This window comes from Kitasatospora sp. YST-16, assembly GCF_026802215.1.
Lineage (GTDB): Bacteria > Actinomycetota > Actinomycetes > Streptomycetales > Streptomycetaceae > Kitasatospora > Kitasatospora cineracea.
The window spans coordinates 4,435,940-4,460,064 of the sequence record NZ_CP113837.1 but is presented as its reverse complement, the minus strand read 5'-3'; the positions used below and the strand labels follow the sequence as shown (position 1 = coordinate 4,460,064).

20 protein-coding genes are annotated in these 24,125 nt (G+C 71.3%); 3 read left to right on the top strand and 17 right to left on the bottom strand.

Annotation, left to right across the window (positions count from 1 at the left end; all coding sequences use genetic code 11):
- Positions 1-42 precede the first annotated feature (42 nt).
- The 17 genes from OU787_RS20530 to OU787_RS20450 all read right to left on the bottom strand — a co-directional run bounded on the left by OU787_RS20530 (position 43) and on the right by OU787_RS20450 (position 22,066).
- A complete protein-coding gene (locus OU787_RS20530; RefSeq protein ID WP_157852312.1) occupies positions 43-1,062 on the bottom strand; it encodes an ABC transporter ATP-binding protein in 1,020 nt (339 codons plus the stop codon).
- Positions 1,063-1,117: 55 nt separating this feature from the next.
- Positions 1,118-2,170, bottom strand: coding sequence for an ABC transporter ATP-binding protein (locus OU787_RS20525; RefSeq protein ID WP_268660247.1), 1,053 nt, complete (start codon positions 2,168-2,170; stop codon positions 1,118-1,120).
- Positions 2,171-2,187: 17 nt separating this feature from the next.
- Positions 2,188-3,102, bottom strand: coding sequence for an ABC transporter permease (locus tag OU787_RS20520; protein ID WP_051816904.1), 915 nt, complete (start codon positions 3,100-3,102; stop codon positions 2,188-2,190).
- Positions 3,103-3,193: 91 nt separating this feature from the next.
- Positions 3,194-4,120 carry an ABC transporter permease gene (locus tag OU787_RS20515; protein ID WP_030459905.1) on the bottom strand — a complete coding sequence of 309 codons (927 nt, stop codon included), beginning with the start codon at positions 4,118-4,120 and terminating at the stop codon, positions 3,194-3,196.
- A gap of 82 nt (positions 4,121-4,202) precedes the next feature.
- Positions 4,203-5,828, bottom strand: coding sequence for a peptide ABC transporter substrate-binding protein (locus OU787_RS20510; RefSeq protein ID WP_030459904.1), 1,626 nt, complete (start codon positions 5,826-5,828; stop codon positions 4,203-4,205).
- A 151-nt stretch (positions 5,829-5,979) separates the two neighbouring features.
- Positions 5,980-6,999: an ABC transporter ATP-binding protein gene (locus OU787_RS20505; protein ID WP_030459986.1), complete on the bottom strand. Its 1,020-nt coding sequence runs from the start codon at positions 6,997-6,999 to the stop codon at positions 5,980-5,982.
- On the bottom strand, positions 6,992-8,044 hold the full coding sequence (locus OU787_RS20500) for an ABC transporter ATP-binding protein (RefSeq protein ID WP_268660246.1): 1,053 nt from the start codon (positions 8,042-8,044) through the stop codon (positions 6,992-6,994). The genes OU787_RS20505 and OU787_RS20500 overlap by 8 nt, the downstream gene beginning before the upstream one ends.
- 17 nt (positions 8,045-8,061) lie before the next feature.
- Complete coding sequence (locus OU787_RS20495) at positions 8,062-9,012, bottom strand: ABC transporter permease (protein ID WP_268660245.1); 951 nt, start codon at positions 9,010-9,012, stop codon at positions 8,062-8,064.
- Positions 9,005-9,934, bottom strand: a complete 930-nt coding sequence (locus OU787_RS20490; protein WP_268660244.1) for an ABC transporter permease — start codon at positions 9,932-9,934, stop codon at positions 9,005-9,007. The genes OU787_RS20495 and OU787_RS20490 overlap by 8 nt, the downstream gene beginning before the upstream one ends.
- A gap of 141 nt (positions 9,935-10,075) precedes the next feature.
- Positions 10,076-11,701: a peptide ABC transporter substrate-binding protein gene (locus OU787_RS20485; protein WP_268660243.1), complete on the bottom strand. Its 1,626-nt coding sequence runs from the start codon at positions 11,699-11,701 to the stop codon at positions 10,076-10,078.
- Positions 11,702-12,056: 355 nt separating this feature from the next.
- Positions 12,057-13,961 (bottom strand): translational GTPase TypA, encoded by a 1,905-nt coding sequence (typA, locus tag OU787_RS20480; RefSeq protein ID WP_030459900.1) that lies wholly within the window; start codon positions 13,959-13,961, stop codon positions 12,057-12,059.
- Between the two features lie 229 nt (positions 13,962-14,190).
- Complete coding sequence (locus OU787_RS20475; protein WP_442788636.1) at positions 14,191-16,656, bottom strand: SpoIIE family protein phosphatase; 2,466 nt, start codon at positions 16,654-16,656, stop codon at positions 14,191-14,193.
- Positions 16,657-16,812: 156 nt separating this feature from the next.
- Positions 16,813-19,650 carry a SpoIIE family protein phosphatase gene (locus OU787_RS20470; RefSeq protein WP_268660242.1) on the bottom strand — a complete coding sequence of 946 codons (2,838 nt, stop codon included), beginning with the start codon at positions 19,648-19,650 and terminating at the stop codon, positions 16,813-16,815.
- 248 nt (positions 19,651-19,898) lie between these two features.
- Positions 19,899-20,300, bottom strand: coding sequence for an NUDIX hydrolase (locus tag OU787_RS20465; protein WP_030463759.1), 402 nt, complete (start codon positions 20,298-20,300; stop codon positions 19,899-19,901).
- Positions 20,301-20,333: 33 nt separating this feature from the next.
- A complete protein-coding gene (locus OU787_RS20460; protein WP_051817922.1) occupies positions 20,334-20,804 on the bottom strand; it encodes a CYTH domain-containing protein in 471 nt (156 codons plus the stop codon).
- A gap of 82 nt (positions 20,805-20,886) precedes the next feature.
- Complete coding sequence (locus OU787_RS20455) at positions 20,887-21,108, bottom strand: SPOR domain-containing protein (protein ID WP_268660241.1); 222 nt, start codon at positions 21,106-21,108, stop codon at positions 20,887-20,889.
- Positions 21,109-21,238: 130 nt separating this feature from the next.
- Positions 21,239-22,066, bottom strand: a complete 828-nt coding sequence (locus OU787_RS20450; RefSeq protein WP_268660240.1) for a methyltransferase domain-containing protein — start codon at positions 22,064-22,066, stop codon at positions 21,239-21,241.
- 138 nt (positions 22,067-22,204) lie between these two features.
- On the opposite strand from OU787_RS20450, the gene OU787_RS20445 reads away from it, so the two are divergent.
- From OU787_RS20445 to OU787_RS34595, 3 genes are all read left to right on the top strand, one after another.
- Positions 22,205-22,789 carry a pyridoxamine 5'-phosphate oxidase family protein gene (locus OU787_RS20445; protein WP_030463756.1) on the top strand — a complete coding sequence of 195 codons (585 nt, stop codon included), beginning with the start codon at positions 22,205-22,207 and terminating at the stop codon, positions 22,787-22,789.
- A 95-nt stretch (positions 22,790-22,884) separates the two neighbouring features.
- The gene (locus OU787_RS34600) at positions 22,885-23,580 is read left to right on the top strand and encodes a RibD family protein (RefSeq protein ID WP_327059404.1); all 696 of its coding nucleotides are present in this window, start codon (positions 22,885-22,887) and stop codon (positions 23,578-23,580) included.
- Positions 23,567-24,088, top strand: a complete 522-nt coding sequence (locus tag OU787_RS34595; RefSeq protein ID WP_327059403.1) for a deaminase — start codon at positions 23,567-23,569, stop codon at positions 24,086-24,088. Before OU787_RS34600 ends, OU787_RS34595 begins: the two co-directional genes overlap by 14 nt.
- Positions 24,089-24,125 lie beyond the last annotated feature (37 nt).

The window sequence follows — 24,125 nt, the reverse complement described above, 5'->3', positions numbered from 1 at the left end:
GAAGGGCCCCACCGCTCCGCGGTGGGGCCCTTCGCCGTTGCCTCAGACCAGGTTCTCCCGCTCGCCGGCGAAGTGGCAGGCCGAGTCGTGCCGGGCCCGCCCCTCCAGCCAGTCCCGCACGGTCAGCGCCGGGTCCTCCTTCGCGCACTTCTCCTGCGCCTTCCAGCACCTGGTCCGGAACCGGCACCCGGAGGGCGGGTTGGCCGGGGAGGGCACGTCGCCGGTCAGCACGATCCGGTCCCGGTGCTCCCGCGCGCTCGGGTCGGGCACCGGCACCGCGGAGAGCAGCGCCTGGGTGTACGGGTGGGTGGCGTGGTCGTAGATCTCCAGGTCGGTGCCGATCTCGACCATCCGCCCGAGGTACATCACGCCGACCCGGTCGGAGATGTGCCGGACGATCGAGAGGTCGTGCGCGATGAACATGTACGACAGGTTGAACTCGCTCTGCAGCTGCTCCAGCAGGTTGATCACCTGCGCCTGCACCGACACGTCCAGTGCCGAGACCGGCTCGTCGCAGATGATGATCTCCGGCTTGAGCGCGAGGCCGCGGGCGATGCCGATGCGCTGGCGCTGGCCGCCGGAGAACTGGTGCGGGTACCGGTTGATGTACTCCGGGTTCAGCCCGACCACGTCCAGCAGGTCCTGGACCGCCTTGCGGCGGTCGCCCTTGGGCGCCACCTCGGGGTGGATCTCGTACGGCTCTCCGATGATGTCGCCCACCGTCATGCGGGGGTTCAGCGAGGTGTACGGGTCCTGGAAGACCATCTGGATGTTGCGCCGCACCGCCTTGAGCGCGGAGCCGCTCAGGTGCGAGATCTCCTCGCCCTTGTACTTCACCGACCCGGCGGTGGCGGGTTCCAGGTTCATCAGCACCTTGGCGAGCGTGGACTTGCCGCAGCCGGACTCGCCGACGATGCCGAGCGTCTCGCCCTGCATCAGGTCGAAGGAGACGCCGTCGACGGCCTTGACCGCGCCGACCTGCTTCTTGAACAGGATGCCCTTGGTGAGCGGGAAGTGCTTGAGCAGGTCGCGCACTTCCAGGATGGGTTCGCCGCGCGGCACGTCCTGGGCGAACGCGACCTCCTCGGGGGTGGTCGCCCCGAGCGGAGTGGCACCGTTAACCGTCACGGAGGGTCTCCTTCCAGAAGAAGCACGCGCTGCGCCGCCCGGCCACCGGCGTCCCGCCGTCGTCGGTCACCTGCGCCAGCGGCGGCACCTCCTGCCGGCAGATGTCCTGGGCCCGCGGGCAGCGCGGGTTGAACGCGCAGCCCGGCGGGATCCGCAGCAGGTTGGGCGGCAGGCCCTTGATGGCGAAGAGCTCCTGGCCCTTCTGGTCGAGCCGCGGGATGGAGTCCAGCAGCCCCCGGGTGTACGGGTGGGCGGGCTTGGCGTACAGGTCGTGGACGGGGGCGGTCTCGACGATCCGGCCCGCGTACATGACGGCGATCTTGTCCGCGACGTCGGCGACCACGCCGAGGTCGTGGGTGATCAGGATCAGGCCCATGTGGTACTCGGCCTGCAGTTCGGCGAGCAGGTCCATCACCTGGGCCTGGACGGTGACGTCCAGCGCGGTGGTGGGCTCGTCCGCGATGATCAGGTCCGGCTCCAGGGCCAGCGCCATGGCGATCATGATGCGCTGGCGCATGCCGCCGGAGAACTGGTGCGGGTAGTCGTTGACCCGTTCCTTGGCGGCGGGGATCCGGACCCGGTCCATCAGCTCGATGGCCTTGGCCTTGGCGTCCTTGCGGTTGTCGCCGCGGTGCTTGCGGAACATCTCGCCGAGCTGGTACCCGACGGTGAGCACCGGGTTGAGCGAGGAGAGCGCGTCCTGGAAGATCATGGCGATCTTCTGCCCGCGGATCTTCCGGCGCTCGTCCTTCGGCATCTTGAGCATGTCCCGGCCGCGGAACAGGATCTCCCCCTGCGGGATGCTGGCCGGCGGCATGTCCAGGATGCCCATGATGGCCTGCGCGGTGACGGACTTGCCGGAGCCCGACTCGCCCAGCACGGCGAGCGTCTCGCCCGCGCTGACGGTGTAGTTGACGCCGTTGACGGCCCTGGCGACGCCGTCCCGGGTCTTGAACTCGACGTGCAGGTCCCGCACGTCCAACAGCGGCCCGGTGAAGGGTTCCTCGCGGGCCGTGCGGGCCTGGTCGGCGGCGGTGGTCATGTGCCTTGTCCCCTCGCTCAACGCAGCTTCGGATCGAGGGCGTCGCGCACCGCGTCGCCCAGCATGATGAAGGCCAGCACGGTGACGGAGAGCGCGGCGGCCGGGAAGAACAGGGCGAACGGCGCCTGCCGGATCACCTTCTGCGCGGACGAGATGTCCACGCCCCAGGAGATGGTCGGGTCCTGCAGGCCGATGCCGAGGAAGCTCAGCGTGGCCTCCGCCGTGATGTAGCCGCCCAGCGCGATGGTCGCCACCACGATCACCGGGGCGATCGCGTTCGGCAGGATGTGCCGGAACATCAGCCGCCCGGTGCCGGCGCCCAGCGCCCGCCCGGCGACCACGTAGTCGGACTGCTTGACGGTGATCACCGAGCCGCGCATCACGCGGGCCAGCTGCGTCCAGCCGAGCACGGCCAGCGCGATGACCACCGACCACACGTTGCGGGTGGCGAACGCGTTCAGCAGCACCAGGGCGCCGAGCAGCAGCGGGATGCCGAAGAAGATGTCGGTGAGCCGGGAGAGCACCGCGTCGACCCAGCCGCCGAAGTACCCGGCGGTCATCCCGGTCAGCCCGCCGAGGACGGTCACCGCCAGGGTGACGCAGATGCCGACGGTGATCGAGGCCCGCGCCCCGTAGAGCACCCGGGCGTAGATGGAGCGGCCCTGCCCGTCGTAGCCGAACCAGCCGGCCCCGAAGAAGTCGGTGTAGTCGGGCTTGCGCAGGTAGTTGTTGGTCAGGTCGGCGGCCCGGGGGTCGGTGTCGGTGAACAGCCCCGGGAAGACGGCGATCACGATCAGCAGCAGGATCAGCACCGCCGAGATGATGAAGGTCGGCCGCTTGCGCAGGTCCCGCCAGGCGTCGCCCCACAGGCTGCGGGCCTGTTCCCGCTTGGCCGGGTCGGGCTCGATCAGCGTCTGCTGCTCGACGGCCATCCCCTGCTGCCCCACGTAGTCCAGGTGGTCGCTGTCGGTCGGCTGGATGTTCCGCAGCGGGTCGTGGTCGTCGGGGATGTCCCCGTTCCGGTCAGGCATAGCGGATCCTCGGGTCCAGGACGGCGTACAGCAGGTCGACGACCAGGCTGGCGACCAGGTAGACCAGCACCAGCACGGTGACGATGCCGACGACCGTCGGTCCTTCCTTCTGGCTGATCGCCTTGTAGAGGACGTTGCCGACGCCGGCGATGTTGAAGATGCCCTCGGTGACGATCGCGCCGCCCATCAGCGCTCCCAGGTCGGTGCCCAGGAAGGTCACCACCGGGATCAGCGAGTTGCGCAGCAGGTGCCGCCCGATGATGGTGTGCCGCGGCAGGCCCTTGGCCACCGCGGTGCGCATGTAGTCGGCGCGCAGGTTCTCGCCGATCGAGGTGCGGGTGAGCCGGGCCACGTACGCCAGCGACAGGGACGCCAGCACCAGGCCCGGCAGGATCAACTGGCTGATGTCCCGCGAGTCCTGGACGGTCGCCGTCACCCAGCCCAGGTTGATGGCGAAGATCGTCTGGGCGATGTAGCCGAGCACGAAGACCGGGATCGAGATGACGATCAGGGTCAGCAGCAGCACCAGGGTGTCGGCGACGCTGCCGCGGTAGAGGCCCGCGATCAGGCCCAGCGGCAGGCCGATGAAGATCTCGAAGAAGAAGGCGACCAGGGCCAGCCGGATGGTCACCGGGAAGGCGTCCGCCATGATCTCCGAGACCGGGCGGCCGGTGAAGCTGGTGCCGAAGTCCAGGTGGAAGATGTTGTTCATGTAGTGCAGGTACTGCTTCCACAGCGGCTGGTCGAGGTAGTACTTGTGCTGCAGGTTGGCCACCTGTGCCGGGTCGGCCGCCTTGTCGCCGAACATCGCGGCGATCGGGTCGCCCGGCAGGCTGTACACCATCAGGAAGATCAGCAGCGTGGCCCCGAAGAACACCGGGATCATCTGGAGCACGCGGCGTAGCACGTAACGGCCCATGGGAGCCCTCCCTCCGAAGGGGTGACGTAGTACCGGAGCCCCGCCCTCCGTGCGGGGAGGACGGGGCCGGCGCCGGGCACGGTCAGCCCTTGACCTCGACCTGGGTCCAGGCCGGGTTGCCGAAGGAGTCGAACGTGACGTTCTGCACCTTGGTGGAGAAGCCGGAGTTGGTCCGGTAGTACCAGAGCGGGATGGCCGGCATGTCGATCGCCAGCTGGGCCTCGGCCTTCTGGTAGCCGGTCGCGGTGTCCTGGATCGACGCCGCCTGGTCGGCCTCGTTGGCGAGCTTGTCGAACTCCGGGCTGGAGTAGCCGGTGTCGTTCGAGGCCGCGCCGGTGCGGTAGACGTCCGCCAGGAAGTTGGCGTTCAGCGGGTAGTCCTGCACCCAGCCGGTGCGGAACAGGCCGTTGATCTGGTGCCCGGTGATCGCCGCGCGGGCGGTCTTGAAGTCGGTCTTCGGGTCGCCGCTGCAGTTCACCCCGGTCGCCTGCCGGATCGAGTTGCAGACCGCGTCCACCCACTCCTTGTGGCCGCCGTCCGCGTTGTACGTGATCTTGATGGCGTTGCCGGGGACGCCGCCGCCCTCGGCGATCAGCTGCTTCGCCTTGTCGGCGTTGTAGGTGCAGAAGTCGCCGCAGGTACCGGACTTGTAGCCCTCGACGCCCTCGGCGACCCAGGCGGTGGCCGGCTTGCGCGAACCCTGGAGCACCGTCTTGGTGATGGTGTCGCGGTCGATCGCCATCGACAGGCCCTGCCGGACCTTGGCCTTGTCCTGGCCCTGCCAGTCGGCCTGGTAGAGGGTGAAGCCGATGTTCTGGATCGCGCCCTGCGGGGCGTCGATCGCCCGGTCGCCGAGGTCGTTCTTGTAGTTCGCCAGCGCCGACGGCGGCACCTGGTCCATCACGTCCAGGTTGTTCGACTGCAGGTCCGCGTAGGCGGCCTCGGCGGTGGTGTACATCTTGAAGACGACGCCGCCGTTCTTCGGCTTGTCCACGCCCTGGTAGTTGGCGAACGTCTTGGTGACCACCTGCGAGTTGTGGTCCCAGCTCACGAACTCGTACGGCCCGTTGCCGACCGGCTTCTGCCCGTAGCCCGCCGGGTCCTTGAAGAAGCCCTCCGGCAGCGGCGAGAAGGCCACGTACCCCAGCTTGTACGGGAAGTACGAGACCTTGTTGTTCAGCTTGATCGTGAAGTGCGTGTCGTCCTGGACGGTCAGGCCGGACATCTTGTCGGCGGTCGGCGAGCCGCTCTCCGGGTGGACGTCCTTGTAGCCCTCGATGTCGGAGAACCAGGAGCTGTTGATCTGGTTGTTGTTGGTGTTGGCCGCCCAGTTCCAGGCGTCCACGAAGCTCTTCGCGGTCACTGGCGTGCCGTCGTGGAAGGTCCAGCCCGACTTCAGCGTCACGTTGTAGGTCTGCGAGTCGCTGGTGTCGATCTTGTCCGCGACCTGCATCCGCAGCTTGCCGTTGGACGGGTCGTAGTCGGCCAGGCCCTTGAACAGGTTCTGCACGATGCGTCCGCCACCGGTCTCGTTGGCATTGGCCGGCTGCAGCGGGTTCTGCGGCTCACTGCTCTGGTAGGTGAAGGTCTTGCTGGTGTCGGACGAGCCGCCGCCGGAACCGCCGCCGCTGCTGCCACAGCCCGTGGCCACCAGGGCCACGGACGTCGCACTGACAACGGCCCAGCGCACACGGGTGCCTGCAGGCATGGAGCTTCCTCCTCGAGGGTGTATGACGCATCTCACCTCATGAGAAGGGCCGTGCAGTTGCGACGCGACCGCAGTAGGGCCGGACGGGGGAGGAACGCCGAGGGGGCACCGGGCGTGTCTCCCGGTGCCCCCTCGGCGCTGCTCGGCGGTGTCACGCCGCCGCGGCGGACTCCCGCTCGGCCGCGAAGTGGCAGGCCGACTCGTGCTTGGCGCCGCCGGCCAGCAGCTCGGGGACGGCCAGCAGCGGGAGCTCGGTGGAGCAGCGCTCCTCCGCCTTCCAGCAGCGGGTGCGGAAGCGGCAGCCCGACGGCGGGTTGGCCGGGGAGGGGATGTCGCCGGAGAGGATGATCCGCTCGCGCTTCTCCCGGTCCGCCGGGTCCGGCACCGGCACCGCGGAGAGCAGCGCCTGGGTGTACGGGTGGGTGGCGTGGTCGTAGATCTCCAGGTCGGTGCCGATCTCGACCATCTTGCCGAGGTACATCACGCCGACCCGGTCCGAGATGTGCCGGACGATCGAGAGGTCGTGCGCGATGAACATGTAGGAGAGCTCGAAGTCCGTCTGGAGCTGCTCCAGCAGGTTGATCACCTGGGCCTGCACCGACACGTCGAGCGCGGAGACCGGCTCGTCGCAGATGATGACCTCCGGCTTGAGCGCGAGGCCGCGGGCGATGCCGATGCGCTGGCGCTGGCCGCCGGAGAACTGGTGCGGGTAGCGGTTGATGTACTCGGGGTTCAGGCCGACCACGTCCAGCAGGTCCTGCACCGCCTTGCGGCGGTCGCCCTTGGGCGCGACCTCGGGGTGGATCTCGTACGGCTCGCCGATGATGTCGCCCACCGTCATGCGGGGGTTCAGCGAGGTGTACGGGTCCTGGAAGACCATCTGGATGTTGCGGCGCACCGCCTTGAGCGCGGAGCCGGAGAGCCGGGAGATGTCCTCGCCCTTGTAGAAGACCTGGCCGGCGGTGGCCCGCTCCAGGTTCATCAGGACCTTGGCCAGCGTGGACTTGCCGCAGCCGGACTCGCCGACGATCCCGAGCGTCTCGCCCTTGTGCAGGGTGAAGGAGATGCCGTCGACGGCCTTGACCGCGCCGACCTGCTTCTTGAAGAGGATGCCCTGGGTCAGCGGGTAGTGCTTGACCAGGTCGCGGACCTCCAGGATGGGCTCAGCCATGGAGGGTCTCCTTCCAGAGGTGGCAGGCGCTCTTGCGCCCGGCGAGCTCCGCACCCTCCCGGTCGGTGACCTGGTGCAGGGCGGGGATCTCGGTGCGGCACAGGTCGGTGGCGACGTCGCAGCGCGGGTTGAACGCGCAGCCGGCCGGGACCTTGTAGAGGTTGGGCGGCAGGCCCTTGATCGCGTACAGCTCCTCGCCCTTCTGGTCCAGTCGCGGGATCGACCGGAGCAGGCCCTCGGTGTAGGGGTGGGCGGGCTTGGCGTACAGGTCGTGGACGGGGGCGGTCTCGACGATCCGGCCCGCGTACATGACGGCGATCTTGTCCGCGACGTCGGCGACCACGCCGAGGTCGTGGGTGATCAGGATCAGGCCCATGTGGTACTCGGCCTGGAGCTCGGCGAGCAGGTCCATCACCTGGGCCTGGACGGTGACGTCCAGCGCGGTGGTGGGCTCGTCCGCGATGATCAGGTCCGGCTCCAGGGCCAGCGCCATGGCGATCATGATGCGCTGGCGCATGCCGCCGGAGAACTGGTGCGGGAAGTCGCCGACCCGCTGGGCGGCGGCCGGGATCCGGACCCGGTCCATCAGCTCGATGGCCTTGGCCTTGGCCTCCTTCTTGGAGGCGCCCTCGTGCACGCGGAACATCTCGCCGAGCTGGTAGCCGACCGAGAGCACCGGGTTGAGCGAGGACAGCGCGTCCTGGAAGATCATGGCGATCTTCCGGCCGCGAATCTTCCGGCGCTCCTCGCCCGACATCTTCAGCATGTCCTGGCCGCGGAACAGGATCTCCCCCGCGGTGACCCGGCCGGGCGGCATGTCGAGGATGCCCATGATGGTCTGCGCGGTGACGGACTTGCCGGAGCCGGACTCGCCGAGCACGGCCAGCGTCTCGCCGGCCGCGACCGAGTAGTTGACGCCGTTGACGGCCTTGGCGACGCCGTCCCGGGTCTTGAACTCGACGTGCAGGTCGCGGACTTCGAGCAGCGGGGTGCCGGGGGCCGGACGGTCCTTGGCAGCGGTGGTCTTCTCAAGTGCGGTGGTCATGATGCGGGCCGCCTCTCTCAGCGCAGCTTCGGGTCGAGGGCGTCGCGCACCGCGTCGCCGAGCATGATGAACGCCAGCACGGTGACGCTGAGCATGCCGGCCGGGAAGAACAGTGCGAACGGTGCCTGGCGGATGACCTTCTGGGCCGAGTTGATGTCGATGCCCCAGGAGATGGTCGGGTCCTGCAGGCCGATGCCGAGGAAGCTCAGCGTGGCCTCGGTGGCGATGTAGCCGCCCAGGGCGATGGTCGCCACCACGATCACCGGGGCGATCGCGTTCGGCAGGATGTGCTTGAACATGATCCGGCCGGTGCCGGCGCCCAGCGCCTTGGCCGCGGTCACGTAGTCGGACTGCTTGACGGTGATCACCGAGCCGCGCATCACGCGGGTCATCTGCGTCCAGCCGAGGATGACCAGGGCGAAGACCACCGACCAGACCGTGCGGACGTGGAAGGCGTTCAGGATGACCAGGGCGCCGAGCAGCAGCGGGATGCCGAAGACCATGTCGGTGAAGCGGGAGACGATCGTGTCGACCCAGCCGCCGTAGTAGCCGGCGATCATGCCCAGCAGGCCGCCGAGGAGCGTGACGCCGGCGGTGACGCAGATGCCGACGACCACCGAGGCGCGGGCGCCGTAGATCATCCGGGCGTAGATGGAGCGGCCCTGGCCGTCGTAGCCGAACCAGTCCGCCTGGAAGAGGTGCAGGTAGTTCGGCTTGGCCAGGTAGTGGTTGCGCAGGTCGCCGGCGCGCGGGTCCACCGAGGTGAACAGGCTGGGGGCGATGGCGAACAGCACCAGCAGGACGATCAGCACCGCGGAGATGATGAAGACCGGGCGCTTGCGCAGGTCGTGCCAGGCGTCCAGGCCGAGGCTGCGGGGCTTCTCCCGCTCGGCCTCGGGAGCGACGACCCGCTCGGCGGGGGTCTCTCCGTCCCCGGCGGGGGCGTTCTTCTCGATCAGGTCAGGCATACCGGATCCTCGGGTCCAGGACCGCGTAGAGCAGGTCGACGAGCAGGCTGGCGAAGAGGAAGACCAGCACCAGCACCACGACGAAGCCGGAGACGGTCGCGCCCTCGCTGCGGCCGATGGCGTGGTACAGCGCGTTACCGACGCCCTGGACGTTGAAGATGCCCTCGGTGACGATCGCGCCGCCCATCAGGGCGCCCAGGTCCGTGCCCAGGAAGGTGACCACCGGGATCATCGAGTTGCGCAGCAGGTGGGTGCCGATCACCTTGCGCCTGGGCAGGCCCTTGGCGATGGCGGTGCGCATGTAGTCGGCCTTCAGGTTCTCCGCGACGGAGGTCCGGGTGAGGCGGGCGACGTACGCGAGCGAGATCGAGCCGAGCACGACGGCGGGCAGGATCAGCTGGTCCAGGGTCATGTGCTGCGCCTGCACCGTCGGGGTGACCCAGCCGAGCTGGATCGCGAAGATGTTCTGGAAGATGAAGCCGAGCACCGGAACGGGGATCGAGATCAGCAGCAGGGTCAGCACCAGCGTCGACTTGTCGAACGCCTTGCCGCGGCGCAGGCCGGCGAGCAGGCCGATGGCGACGCCGACGACCAGCTCGAAGACGAAGGCCATCAGGGCGAGCCGGATGGTGACCGGGAACGCCTCGCCGATCACGTCGGTGACCTTGCGGCCGCTCATGGTCATGCCGAAGTCGCCGGTGAACAGGTCCCCCATGTAGTTGAGGTACTGCTGCCACTTGGAGACGTCGAGTCCCATCTGGTGCCTGAACGCGGCGAGCTGGGCCGGGTCGGCCGCCTTGTCGCCCCACATCGCTGCCGCGGGGTCGCCGGGCAGCAGACGGGTCATGAAGAAGATGATCGTGACCGTGCCCAGGAACACCGGGATCATCTGGAGCAGTCGCCTTGCGACATAGCGCCCCATCGTGCCTCCAATTCACTGCTCTGACGGGCTGACTGTCCCGGTGTCAGAGTTCTGGACGTGACAACGGCCGGTGCCGGGCCGCCCGGTGGGGCGGGGCACGGCACCGGCCGTGTCTGTTCGAGCCGTGCGGTGCCGGCTCGTTTACTTCTGCTTGACCTCGACCTGGGTGAAGACCGGGTCACCGAAGGAGTCGTACTTCACGTTCTGCACGTTCTTCGAGTAACCGGCGGTGGTCTTGTAGTACCAGAGCGGGATGGCCGGCATGTCCTTGGCCAGCTGGGCCTCGGCCTGCTGGTACAGCTCGGCGGTCTTCTCCACCGAGGTGGCCTTGTCCGCCTCGGCGGCCAGCTTGTCGAACTCCGGGCTGGAGTAGCCGGCGTCGTTGGCCGCGGCGCCGGTGCCGAACACGTCGCGCAGGAAGTTGGCGTTCAGCGGGTAGTCCTGCACCCAGCCGGTGCGCATCAGGCCGTCGACCTTCTTGTTCTTGATCAGGTCGCGGGAGGACTTGAAGTCCGGCTTGGCGTCGCCGGTGCACTCCACGCCGGTGGCCTGGCGGATGGAGTTGCAGACCGCGTCCACCCACTCCTTGTGGCCGCCGTCGGCGTTGTACAGGACGGTGATCTTGTTGCCGGGGACGCCGCCGCCCTCGGTGATCAGCTGCTTGGCCTTCTCCGGGTTGTACGAGCAGTACTCGCCGCAGGTGTTGTCCTTGTAGCCCATCGCGCCCGGGGCGACCCAGGAGTTGGCGGGCTGGCGGGAGCCGTTGAGCACCGTCTTGGTGATGGTGTCGCGGTCGATCGCCATCGACAGGCCCTGGCGGACCTTCGCCAGGTTCTCCGGCTTCCAGTCGGCCGCGTACAGCGAGAAGGAGATCGACTGGATGGCGCCCTGGGCCTGGTCGACGGCGCGGTCGCCCAGGTCGTTCTTGTACGAGGACAGGTCGGTCGGGTCGACCTGGTCCAGCACGTCCAGGTTGTCCGAGATCAGGTCCTTGTACGCGGCGTCGGCCTGCGCGTAGTTCTTGAAGACGATGCCGCCGTTCTTCGGCTTGTCGGCGCCCGCGTACTTGTCGTAGGCGGCGACGGTGATCGCCTTGTTGTGCTCCCACGAGACGAACTTGTAGGGGCCGTTGCCGATCGGCGACTGGCCGTACTTGGCCGGGTCGGTGAAGAAGACCTCGGGCAGCGGCGAGAAGGCGGTGTAGCCGAGCTTGTACTCGAAGTACGAGACCGGGCCGGTCAGCGCGATGGTGAAGTGGGTGTCGTCGACGACCTTGAGGCCGGACATGGTGGCGGCGGTGGGGTCGCCCGCGTCCGGGTGGACGTCCGTGTAGCCCTGGATGTCGGAGAACCAGTCGGAGTTGATCTGGTTGTTCTTGACGTTGGCGGACCAGTTCCAGGCGTCCACGAAGGACTTGGCGGTCACCGGGGTGCCGTCGTGGAAGGTCCAGCCCGACTTCAGGGTGACGGTGTAGTTCTGCGCGTCGGTGGTCTCGATCTTGTCGGCGACCTGGTTGCGCAGCTGGCCGTTGCTGGGGTCGTAGTCCACCAGGCCCTTGAACAGGGTCTTGATCACGCGGCCGCCGCCGACCTCCATGGCGTTCGCCGGCTGGAGCGGGTTCTGCGGCTCGGTGCTCTGGTAGCTGAACGTGCCCTGGGCGTTGGACGCCCCGGTGCTGGAGCTGCCCGAAGAGCTGCCGCAAGCGGTAGCGGCGAGGGCGACCGCGACGGCTGCGACAACCCACTTGGCCTGGCTGGCACCGCGCATGGGTGTGCCTCCTGAAATCGTGTTGCAGATCGCTCGCGGCCTGGCGCGCACCCCTGCGCAGGAGCCTCGACCCGAGCTCGACTGCACCCACTATCGGTCACTCACGGATACGGAAATGACCAATACGGATTTCAATTTGGTCACATGAACGACGGATGAATCCCGGAAAACGGACATTCAAGACATACGCAGACACGGGCGAAACGGACAGTTGTCACGGATGACGATCAGTGACGTCCGATTAACGAACGCCCCGCGTCCGGAGATCCATGACGGAGCGTCACCGAAAACGCGACCGGCCGGCGTCCGCGAGGACGCCGGCCGGTCGGCCGAACGGGGTGGAACCGGGCGGGTGTCAGCCCTTCTTGGCGCGCGAGGCGGTGCGGCCGCGCTCCTTGGCGTCCAGGACGACCTTGCGGATGCGCACGGTCTCCGGGGTCACCTCGATGCACTCGTCCTCGCGGCAGAACTCCAGCGACTGCTCCAGCGAGAGCTTGCGCGGCGGCACGATGGACTCGGCCACGTCCGCGTTGGAGGAGCGCATGTTGGTGAGCTTCTTCTCCTTGGTGATGTTCACGTCCATGTCGTCGGAGCGGGAGTTCTCGCCGACGATCATGCCCTCGTACACCTCGGTGCCGGGGTCGGTGAACAGCACGCCGCGCTCCTGCAGGTTGGTCATCGCGAAGGCGGTGACCACGCCGGAGCGGTCGGCGACCAGGGAGCCGTTGTTGCGGGTGGTCAGGGTGCCGAACCACGGCTCGTAGCCCTCGTGGATCGAGTGCGCGATGCCGGTGCCGCGGGTGTTGGTGAGGAACTCGGTGCGGAAGCCGATCAGGCCGCGGGACGGCACCACGAACTCCATCCGGACCCAGCCCGAGCCGTGGTTGGACATGTTGTCCATCCGGCCCTTGCGGATGCCCATGAGCTGCGTGACGGCGCCCATGTGCTCCTCGGGGACGTCCACGGTGAGGCGCTCGACCGGCTCGTGGGTCTTGCCGTTGACCTCGCGGGTGACCACCTGCGGCTTGCCGACGGTCAGCTCGAAGCCCTCGCGGCGCATGGTCTCGATCAGGATGGCCAGCGCCAGCTCGCCGCGGCCCTGCACCTCCCAGGCGTCCGGGCGCTCGGTGTCCAGCACGCGCAGCGACACGTTGCCGATGAGCTCGCGGTCCAGGCGGTCCTTCACCTGACGGGCCGTCACCTTGCGGTCCACCTTGGCGCCGGACTTGGCGTCGGCGCCCTTGCCGGAGCCGCCCTTGCCGACCAGCGGCGAGGTGTTGGTGCCGATGGTCATCGAGATGGCGGGCTCGTCGACGGTGATCAGCGGCAGCGCGATCGGGTTCTCGGTGTCGGCGAGGGTCTCGCCGATCATGATGTCGCCGATGCCGGCGACGGCGCAGATGTCACCGGGGCCCGCCACCTCGGCGGGCTTGCGGGTGAGCGCCTCGGTCATCAGCAGCTCGGAGATCCGGACGTTCTGGATCGAGCCGTCGCGCTTGATCCAGGCCACCGTCTGGCCCTTGCGCAGCTCGCCCTGCTCGACCCGGAGGAGGGCGATGCGGCCGAGGAAGTTGTCGGCGTCCAGGTTGGTGACGTGCGCCTGCAGCGGGGCGTCGGCGTCGTAGGTCGGGGCCGGGACGTGCTCCAGGATGGTGGAGAAGAACGGCTCCAGGTTGTCGGAGTCGGCCGGCACGGTGCCGTTCTCCGGCTTGGTCAGCGAGGCCACGCCGTCGCGGGCGCAGGCGTAGACGATCGGGAACTCGATCTGGTCCTCGTCCGCGTCCAGGTCCAGGAACAGGTCGTAGGTCTCGTTGATGACCTCGTCGATCCGGGCGTCCGGGCGGTCGGTCTTGTTGATGCACAGGATGACGGGCAGCCGGGCGGTGAGCGCCTTGCGCAGCACGAAGCGGGTCTGCGGCAGCGGGCCCTCGGAGGCGTCGACCAGCAGGACGACCGCGTCCACCATCGACAGGCCGCGCTCGACCTCGCCGCCGAAGTCGGCGTGGCCGGGGGTGTCGATGATGTTGATGGTGATCGGCGCGCCACCGTCCTTGGGGTGGTACTTGACCGCGGTGTTCTTGGCGAGAATGGTGATGCCCTTCTCGCGCTCGAGGTCGTTCGAGTCCATCATCCGGTCGTCGAGGTGCTGGTGGGCGGCGAAGGCGCCGGCCTGCTTCAGCATGGCGTCGACCAGGGTGGTCTTGCCGTGGTCGACGTGGGCGACGATGGCGACGTTGCGGATGTCGTTGCGCGTGGGCATGCGGCGCTGATTCTCCCGGAATCGTGGGTCACGGTGCCCGGCCCGCGTCAGCATTCACCGGTCCACCCACCGGGCACGGCACATGCCCCGGCTTCTCCCCATCGTACGGGGAACGGCCCAATGGAGCCGAAACGGGCGGCCGCGGAGCGGTGGAGATCACCTTCCGGCGGCGGTGCTTCCGGTACGCACCGCGGTGGCGGCGGCCGTCGCCGGGCCGCCGCCGGGCGGGTCAGAGGGCCAGTTCGAACCAGACGATCTTGCCCTTGGGGGTGCGGCGGCTGCCCCAGCGCTCGGCCAGCAGCGAGACGAGCTGCAGGCCGCGGCCGCCCTCGTCGGTCTCCTGGGCGCGGCGCTGGCGGGGCTGGGCGTAGGCGTCGTCCCAGACCTCGCAGACCATGGTCTTGTCGCGCAGCAGGCGCAGCCGGATCTCGCCGCGGCCGTGCCGCAGCGCGTTGGTGACCAGCTCGCTGACCAGCAGTTCCGAGGTGTCGACCAGCTCGTCCAGACCGCGTTCCAGCAGCCAGCCGCAGGCGGCCTCGCGGGCCTTGGCGACCGAGGTCGGCTCGGAGGGGAACCGCCAGTCGCCGACCGAGCCCTTGGGCAGGCCCTTGACCTTGGCCATCAGCAGGGCGATGTCGTCCTCGCCGTGGTGCGGGTTGAGCTCGTCCAGCACCTGGTCGCAGAGTTCCTCGATCCGCTCGGAGCCGGCCTCCAGGGCGGCCCGGAAGGCGTCGATGCCCTCGTCGAGCTGGTGCTTGCGGGACTCCACCAGGCCGTCGGTGTAGAGGGCCAGCACGGCGCCCTCCGGCAGGTCGACGGTGACCTCCTCGAACGGCTCGCCGCCGACGCCGAGCGGCAGGCCGGGCGGCACGGTGATGGTGCGGGCGCCCTGGCCGGGGGCGAGCAGGACCGGCGGGAGGTGGCCGGCGTTGGCGAAGGTGCAGCGCTGCTTGACGGCGTCGTACACGGCGTAGACGCAGGTGGCGAGGTAGACCTCGGCGCTGGAGCGGTCCGGGTCCTCGTCGTTGCCGAGGCCGCGGGCGATCTCGTCGAGGGCGGAGAGCACCTCTTCGGGGTCGAGGTCGAGCATGGCCAGGGTGCGGACGGCGGTGCGCAGTTGGCCCATCGCGACGGCGGCGCGCAGGCCGCGGCCCATCACGTCGCCGATCACCAGGGCGGTGCGGCTGCCGGGCAGCGGGATGACGTCGAACCAGTCGCCGCCGACCTCGGTGTTGTTGTTGCTGGGCAGGTAGCGGCGGGCGATCTCCAGGCCGGAGGCGGCCGGGTTGCCGGGGGGCAGCAGGCTGCGCTGCAGGATCAGCGCGCGCTCGTGCTCGCGGCGGTAGAGCCGGGCGTTGTCGACGCAGACGGCGGCGCGGGCGACGAGCTCCTCGGCGATCGCCACCTCGCGGGCGTCGAACGGCTCGCTGCCGATCGCCCGGGAGAGCTGGACCAGGCCGAGCACCTGGTCGCGGGCGACCAGCGGCACCACCAGGGTGGAGCGCAGCAGCGGGTCGGGCCCGGGCTGCGGGACGACGCTGCGGCCGGTGCGCAGGGCGCGGGCGTGCGGGGAGCGCGGCGGGTAGCAGAGCGTGCCGCCGGCCTCGGCGACCCGGACGCCGCCGGCCCGCTCGCTGCCGAGCACGGACGGGGCATTGCCGACCACGCTGGAGACGGCGACCCGGCGCAGTTCGCCGCTCTCCGGGTTGGCGGTGAGCGGGGCGGAGTCGCCGGTGAGCAGCGCGGTGTACAGGTCGACGGTGGCGACGTCGCAGAACTGCGGGACGATCACGTCGAGCAGTTCCTTGGCGGTGGTCTCCAGGTCGAGGGTGGAGCCGATGTGGGTGGACGCCTCGTTCAGCAGGGCGAGGCTGCGGCGCACGCCGGCCGCCTCGCGTTCGGCGATGTGCCGGCTGGTGACGTCCTGGACCTGGCCGGCCACGCCGATCGGACGGCCGCCGGCGGCGGTGAGCCGGTACAGCGAGACGGCCCAGGTGCGCTGGTCCTCGTCGCGGCCGGCGCTGGGGCGGGCGGCCCGGACCGGGCCGGACAGCCGCAGGTCGAGGACGGGCTCCTGGCCGGTGAGGACCTTGCGCAGGGCGAGCAGCAGCCGGTCCGCGTCGGAGGGGCGGAACACGTCGCCGGGGGCGAGGCCCTGGAGGGCGGCGGGGCTGCGGCCGACGCCGGCCGCGAAGGCGGCGTTGACCCGCTGCAGCTTGAGGTCGGTGTCGAACAGGAAGAACCCGGTGGGGGTCTGGCCGATGACGGCCTCGGAGGCGGCCAGGTCGGTCTCGATGGCGCGCAGCCGGCCGAGGTCGACGGCCAGGCAGGTCGCGGAGCCGTCGGCGCTGGCGGGCATCGCGTAGACCTCGGCGAGGCTCTCGGCGCCGGCCTGGTCCCGGTAGGGGGCGGTGCCGACCCACTCCTCGCCGGACAGGATGCGTTCCAACCGGGCCCGGCCGCGCTGCCACATCTCGCGCGGGATGAACGCGGTGATCGGGTCGGCGCCGACCGCCTCGGCGGCGGGGACGCCGAAGAACTCGGCGGCCCGGTCGCTCCACTGCGCGATCCGGCCGTCCGGGCCGATGGCGAAGGTCGCCACCCGGATGTAGTCGTAGATGGTGCCCGAGGTGCCCTGTCCCCAGCCGAGCGGCAGCGGGACGGGGGTCGTCGGGGCACCCGGCTGCTCCGGCACCGCGGCATGGCTGCCGCTGCCGTGCGTCACGTTCCGTGCCGGGAAGCTGTTCAACGGACCGACCCCTCCAACCCGCGCCCATCCGGTGTCGAGAAGACCGAGTATTCGCTGTCCGAGTATTCATCATCCGGGCGTGGGCGCACACGCCCTTCAACGTCACAACATCGAATCGGGTGGTTGAACCCCGGTGTTCGACAGCTCGAACCAGACGACCTTGCCCAGCCCTTCGGCCCTGGTGCCCCAGCGCAGGGCGAGCCGGCGGACCAGTTCGAGGCCGCGCCCGCCCTCGTCGCCGGCCCCGGCGTGGCGCTCCCGGGGCGGGTCGGGCAGCGGGTCGGAGATCTCCACCAGCAGCAGGTCACCGAGGGTGAGCCGGACGCCGATCGGGGCGCTGGCGTACCGGACGGCGTTGGTGACGAGCTCGCTGACCAGCAGTTCGGCGGTGTCGGTGAGCTCCTCGGCGCCCCAGTCCGCCAGGGTGCCGCGGACCAGCCGGCGGGCCCGGGAGACGGCGGTCGGCTCGGCGGGCAGCGTCCAGCCGGCGGTGGGCTCCTCGGCCCGGCCCTCACCGAGCCGGGCCAGCAGCAGGGCCACGTCGTCGGGCTCGCGGCCCTGCTCCATGGTGCCGAGGACGGCCTCGCACGCCTGCTGGATCGAGGCGTACGGCTGTTCGAGCACGCTGATCAACCTCCCCAGTCCCACGTCCAGGTCCTTGTCCCGGGACTCCACCAGCCCGTCGGTGCACAGGGCGAGCAGGCTGCCGTCCGGGATCCGCATCTCGACGGACTCGAACGGCACCCCGCCGACGCCGAGCGGCGCGCCGGAGGGCAGGTCGAGGACCCGGCCGGCGCCGCCGGGCAGCGGGCCGCCGGAGCGGGCCGGCTCGGCGCCGGCGCCGGGCACCACCAGGACCGGCGGGATGTGGCCGGCCTTGGTGACGGTCAGGCTGCGCCGGGCGGGGTCGAAGACCGCGTAGACGCAGGTGGCGAGCAGGGCCTCGTCGGGGCCCTGGGCGAGGTCGTCGGCGAGTTCGTGGACGTGCCGCAGGACCACCTCGGGGGGCAGGTCGAGGGCGGCCAGCACCCGGACCGCGGTGCGCAGCCGTCCCATCGTGGCGGCGGCCCGCAGGCCGTGGCCCATCACGTCGCCGACCACCAGGGCGGTGCGCTCGCCGGGCAGCGGGATGACGTCGAACCAGTCGCCGCCGACCTCGGTGCCGCTGGAGCCTGGCACGTACCGGTAGGCGACCTCGACGCCGGGCGGCTGCGGGACCTGCTGGGGCAGCAGGGTGCGCTGCAGGGTGAGCGCGGCGGTGCGCTCGCGGGCGTACAGCCGGGCGTTGTCCAGCGAGCTGCCGGCCCGGTCGGCGAGCTCGACGGTGAAGGCCAGGTCGTCGCGGTCGAAGCCCTCGCGGTAGCCAGCCCGGCTGACCACCAGCAGGCCGATCACGATGCCGCGGGCCCGCAGCGGGACCACCAGCCGGGAGTGCACGCCGAGCTCGCGGGCGGCCTCGACCTTGGGGTCGCCGGGGAAGGACAGCTCCTCGGGCCCGTTGCCGCCGGAGAGCATCTCGGGGACGCCGCTGCGCAGCACCCGGCCGAAGACCGAGTCCTCCTCGAAGGTGATCCGGGCGCCGTGCCGCAGCATGGTCTCCACCGCGGGGCTGTGCTGGATCGCGGCGACGCCGAGCTGCAGCAGCGAGGTGTGCCGGTCGTGGCCGTGCCGGGGCAGGTCGTCACCGTGCGCGACGGCCTGCAGCAGGATCACCCCGGCGTAGTCGGCGAGCCGGGGGACCACCGCGCCGGCCAGCTCCTGGGCGATCATCGAGGCGTCCAGCAGGTCGCCGACCCGGGAGCCGAACTCGTTGAGCAGCGACAGCCGCCGCCGGGCGCCCTCGACCTTGGCGACCGCCCGGTAGCGCTCGGTGACGTCCATGACGGTGCCGGAGATGCCCAGCACCCGGCCGGAGCGGTCGGTCATCCGGCTGTAGGAGATCGACCGGTACCCGGAGCCGGCGGTGGCCGGGGAGGCCAGCGTGACGTCGATGACCGGCTCGCCGGTGGCCAGCACCTGGCGCTGGACGGCGGTGATCTCGTCGGCGGAGCGCTCGGGCAGCGTCTCGCCGGTGGTGCGGCCGATGTGCTCCTCGGCGGGCAGGCCGTTCATGTCGGCCAGGGTGCGGTTGACGGCGGTGTAGCGCAGGTCGGTGTCGAGCACCGCGATGCCCAGCGGGGACTGCTCGAACAGCGCGTCGCGGACCGCGAGGTCGCGCTCGACGGCGCGCAGCGCGGCGGCCTCGGTGAGCGCGGCCTGCACGTACGGGGCGCCGTCGCCGTCGACCAGCAGCGAGAGCCGGGCCTCCACCTCGACCGGCAGGCCGTCCCGGTCGGCGATCTCGGTGAAGCCGTGCCAGGAGCCGCGGCGCAGCGTCTCCTGGAGGGCGGAGCGGGTGCGCTGCGCCTGGTCCGGGTCCGGGATCAGCTCGTCGACGGCGCGGCCGACCAGCACCTCGCTGGGCCAGCCGAGCATCTCCTCGGCGGCCGGGCTCCACAGCACCACCCGGCCCGAGGTGTCCAGGATGACGATGGCCACCCGCACCACGTCCAGCAGGCTGCCGCCCTCGGTGCGGCGGCTGGGGTGCAGGGGGTCGGGCCGCTGTCGGAGCGGGCCCCCGGCGGCGGCTCCGCCCCGCCGGGGAAGGCCCGGGCGGGGCGGCCGCGGGCCGGGGGCCGGCGGTGTCTGCGGCGGGGGCGGTCGGCGGCTGGGGGCGGCGCCCGCCGTCGGGGCGCTGCCGGGGCGGGGCCCGCCGGGCCGGGAGCGGAAGCGCTCGCCGGGGCCGGGGCGGCCGCGGCGCAGCCGGGCCCGGGCGGCCGCCCGGCCGGTGGCGGTGCGGGCGGGCAGTGCGGCGCCGCCGCTGCCGGGCCGCCGCGAACCGCGCGCGGGCAGACCGGACGCCTCGCGTTCTCCCTCACCGTCACCCGGCTTCGCCACCACCTACCGGGCCTCCCGCCACCGCATGGGACGCCCCCGGCCGGTCGCCGGGCGCGGGCCGCCGCCACGCCGTGCCACCGCGGTCTCACGGATCGTGACGAATGCTGCCGAACTCTGCCATACCCAGGGAATCGCGCCGCTATCCCGGCATACGGCTCGTCTGTCCGATTGGCGTACAGAACGGACACCGGGGTGCGGGCGGGCCGGGGCGGGCGGGGCCGGGGTGCGGGCGGGGCCGGGGTGCCGGCGGATCAGTGCAGGCGGCCGTCGCGGTGCAGGTCGTCGAAGAGGACCTGGTCGACCGGGGGGACGCGGTCGCGGTCGGCGTAGCCGAACCAGTCGACCTCCTCGATCTCGCTGCTGGCGGCGAGGGTGCCGGTGTAGTCGGCGGCGTAGCAGGCCATCCTGACCACGGCGCCGGGGGCCTGGCCGTGGGCCTCGGCGTGGTAGGTGCCGACGTGGGTGACGGTGTCGGGGCGGATGGCGACGGTGAGTTCCTCGGCGACCTCGCGGACCAGGGTCTGCAGGTCGGTCTCGGCGCCCTCGCGCTTGCCGCCGGGGATGTAGAAGACGTCCTTGCCGCGGGGGCGGGCGCAGAGGATCCTGCCGCCCTCCAGCCGGACCCACGCCACCGTGTCGATCAGGTCTGCCATCGCCGTCCTCGCGCTCGTCGTACCCGCCCGACCCTACGTCAGGGGCGGGGCGTCGGCGGTGGCCAGGTGCCGGTTCTTGAGGTCGGGGCGGTCGGTGACCTCGGGGCCGAACCAGGGCGGCGGGGTGAACGCGGCGGCGGCGTCCGGGTCGGTGAACTCGACCTCCGCGGTGCGCAGTCCGGCCAGTCGGCCGCGGTAGGTGTCGACCACGGCCTCGTGCGGGCCGAGCGGGACGACCCGGCGGGTCTTGTCGATCCGGGCGTGCTCGGTGGCGGGCCACAGGTCGGCGAACTGCTCGGCGCTCAGCGGGGTCTCCCATTCGCCGCGGACCAGCCCGGTGCCGCGCTTGACGGTCAGCGAGCACTCCTCGCCCTGCCGGCGCACCCGCGCCTCGGCCCCCTCGGGCCCGAGGACCAGGTACCCCTGCCGGACCTCGAACTCCCGTCCGTCCGGGACGTGTTCACCCTCCGGGACGAGGAACTTGCGCTCGATCTCGACGCCCACCCGGCCTCCTCGGCATCCGTTCCCGGGGCGGCGCGCGCCGCCCCGGGGCCACGGTACGCGGACGGGGCCGGGCAGTGGGGGATCAGCCGGGACCGGCGGGGTCCTCGGCGGCCTGGGGGTCCTCGGAGACCTGGGCGTCCTCGGGTTCGACCCAGTAGAGCTGCTTGTGGCCGCGGGCCTCGAACTCGGCGGCCAGCGCCTCGGCTCCGGCCCGGTCGAGGCCGCGGGCGAGCAGGAAGCGGTTGCCGTTGTCGTCCTGGCGCATCACCCGGTGGGTGGTGCCGGTGCGCTGCTCGCCGTCCATGCGCACACGGTAGCGGTCCGACCCGGTGGGGGGCGGGTCGGACCGCCCGTCCGGCCGTCGGGCCGGGCGGTGGGCACTACCGGGCGGTACGCGGCCGGTCAACGTCACGTCAACGCGGGGGCGTGCCCAACTAGCTTACGCGATACAGGAGTTCGCCGTGCAGTACGGCGAACCAGGCGTCCGGGTCGGCGCCCCAGCGGGCCCAGCCGGCGGCGATCCGCTCCAGGTCGGCGGGGGTGGCCAGGCCCTCGGCGACCGCGGTGGCGGCGGTCTTCGAGCGCACCGTGCGCTCGGCCCAGCTCTCCGACCACCAGGCCCGCTCGGCATCGGTGGCGAAGGTCCAACTGCTGGACGAGCAGCGCGGGTTGGCGTCCGGGGCGGCCGGATCGCCGGTCAAGCCCGCCGCGCGCGCCCAGGCCAGCAGGCGGCGGCCGGCGTCGGGTTCGCCGCCGTTGGCCCGGGCGACCTTCCGGTACAGGCTCAACCACTCGTCCAGCTCGGGCAGTTCGGGATACCAGGTCATCGCGGCGTAGTCCGAGTCGCGGACCGCGATCACCCCGCCGGGGGCGGTGACCCGGCGCATCTCGCGCAGGGCGGCGACCGGGTCGGGCAGGTGCTGCAGCACCTGGTGGGCGTGCACCACGTCGAACGAGGCGTCGGCGTAGGGCAGTCGGTAGACGTCGGCGACCTCGTAGGACAGGTTCGCCAGGCCGCGTTCGGCGGCCAGCGCGGCGGCCTCGGCCAGCACCTCGGGGACCGGCTCGATGCCGACCACCCGGCCGCTCGGGCCGACCAGTCCGGCCAGGTCGGCGGTGATCGTGCCCGGGCCGCAGCCGACGTCCAACACCCGCTGGCCGGGGCGCAGTTCGGGCAGCAGGTAGGCGGCGGAGTTGGCGGCGGTGCGGCTGCGGTGCGAGCGCAGGACGGCGGCGTGGTGGCCGTGGGTGTAGGCGGGCATGGCGGGTTCCCTCTCCCTCGAAGGCGACCCCTCCAGGATAGGAAGACGTTCCACTGTTCGGACAATCCCGTATCGAATGGCGAGACGAAGGGGAAACCTCCTGGCTCTCCGCCGCCCGCCGGGAGCAGAATCGTCCGCATGGGAAAGACCTATGAGCGCATCGATGCCAGGCTGCGCGCGTTCATCGAGAAACAGCCCGTCTACTTCGTCGGCACCGCCCCGCTGGCCGCCGACGGCTACCTCAACCTGTCCCCCAAGGGCCGGGCCGGCACCCTCGTCGTGCTGGACGAACTGACCGTCGCCTACCTGGACTTCGGCGGTTCGCACGCCGAGACCATCGCCCACCTGCGGGAGAACGGGCGGATCGTCCTGATGTGGTGCGCCTTCGAGGGGCCGCCGACCGTGCTGCGGGTGCACGGGCACGGCGAGCCGGTGTTCCGCGACGACCCGCGGTTCGCCGAACTGCTCGGCCGCTTCGACCCGACCGCGGACGGCACCGCGCTGCGCGCGATCATCCTGGTGCGGGCCGAACGGGTCAGCGACTCCTGCGGGTTCGCCGTCCCGTTCATGGAGTACCGGTCCGACCGGACGCTGCTCGCCGAGTTCTTCGACCGCAAGGGCGAGGACCGGTTCAGCGAGTACTGCGAGGGCAAGGAGAACGTCGGCGTCAGCATCAACGGGCTGCCCGCCCTGCCGCTGCCGGTGCCGCCCCGGCCGTCCTGAGCCGACCGCGGGCCGCAGGCGGTGGGCGCACGGGCGGCGGCCGGGCGCGGCGTACGGTGGGACTCCGCCCGTCCGCCGACCCTGGAGCCCCGACCGTGCCCCGCCCCCACGTCCTGCTGAGCGCCGCGGTGTCGATCGACGGCCACCTCGACGACGCCTCTCCCGACCGGCTGCTGCTCTCCAACGCCGAGGACTTCGACCGGGTCGACGCGCTGCGCGCCGACAGCGACGCGGTGCTGGTCGGCGGCGGGACGCTGCGCGCCGACAACCCGCGGTTGCTGGTCAACTCGCCGCAGCGACGCGCCTCCCGGGAGGCCGCCGGGCGGCCCGGGTACCCGCTGAAGGTCACCCTGAGCGCGAGCGGCCGGCTGGACCCGGGCCTGAACTTCTGGCACACCGGCGGCGCCAAGCTCGCCTACACCACCGACGCCGCCGCGCCCGCGCTGCGCGCCGCGCTGGCCGGGGCGCCCGGCACCGAGGTGGTCGGCCTGGGCGGGGCGGTGCCGCTCGGCGCGGTGCTCGACGACCTGGGCGCGCGCGGGGTGCGCCGGCTGATGGTCGAGGGCGGCGGCAGCGTGCACACCCAGTTCCTCGCCGAGGGGCTGGCCGACGAACTGCAACTGGCCGTCGCCCCCCTGCTGGTCGGCCAGGCCGCCGCACCCCGCTTCCTCTCCCCCGCCGCGTACCCCGGCGGCCCGGCCCGCCGGATGCGGCTGCTGGAGGCACGTACGGTGGGGGACGTCGTCCTGCTGCGGTACGCCCCGAAGGAGTCCTCCGATGACCACCAGTGACCGTGCGCCCGAGAGCCGGAACGAGCCCGGGCAGGCGGGCGGGCCCGGGGACGCGGCCGGCCGCGAGCGCGACCTCGGGTGGATGCGCCGCGCGATCGAGCTGTCCCGGCGCTGCCCGCCGTCCGGCACGGCCTTCTCGGTCGGCGCGGTGGTGGTCGGCGCGGACGGCGAGGTGCTGGCCGAGGGCTACAGCCGCGAGGTGGACGCCGTGAACCACGCCGAGGAGGCCGCGCTCGGCAAGCTGCCGGCCGGCGACCCGCGGCTGCGCACCGCCACCGTCTACTCGACCCTGGAGCCGTGCGGGCAGCGCGCCTCCCGGCCGCACCCGTGCGCGGAGCTGATCGTGGCGGCCGGGGTGCCGCGGGTGGTGGTGGCCTGGCGGGAGCCCGCGCTGTTCGTCGAGGCGTGCCAGGGCACCGCGCTGCTGACCGGCGCGGGCATCGAGGTGGTGGAGCTGCCGGAGCTCGCCGAGGAGGCCCGGGCGGTCAACGCGCACCTGGTGGGGTGAGCGGCCCGCCCTCCGGGAGTTTTGTACGCTTGAGGAA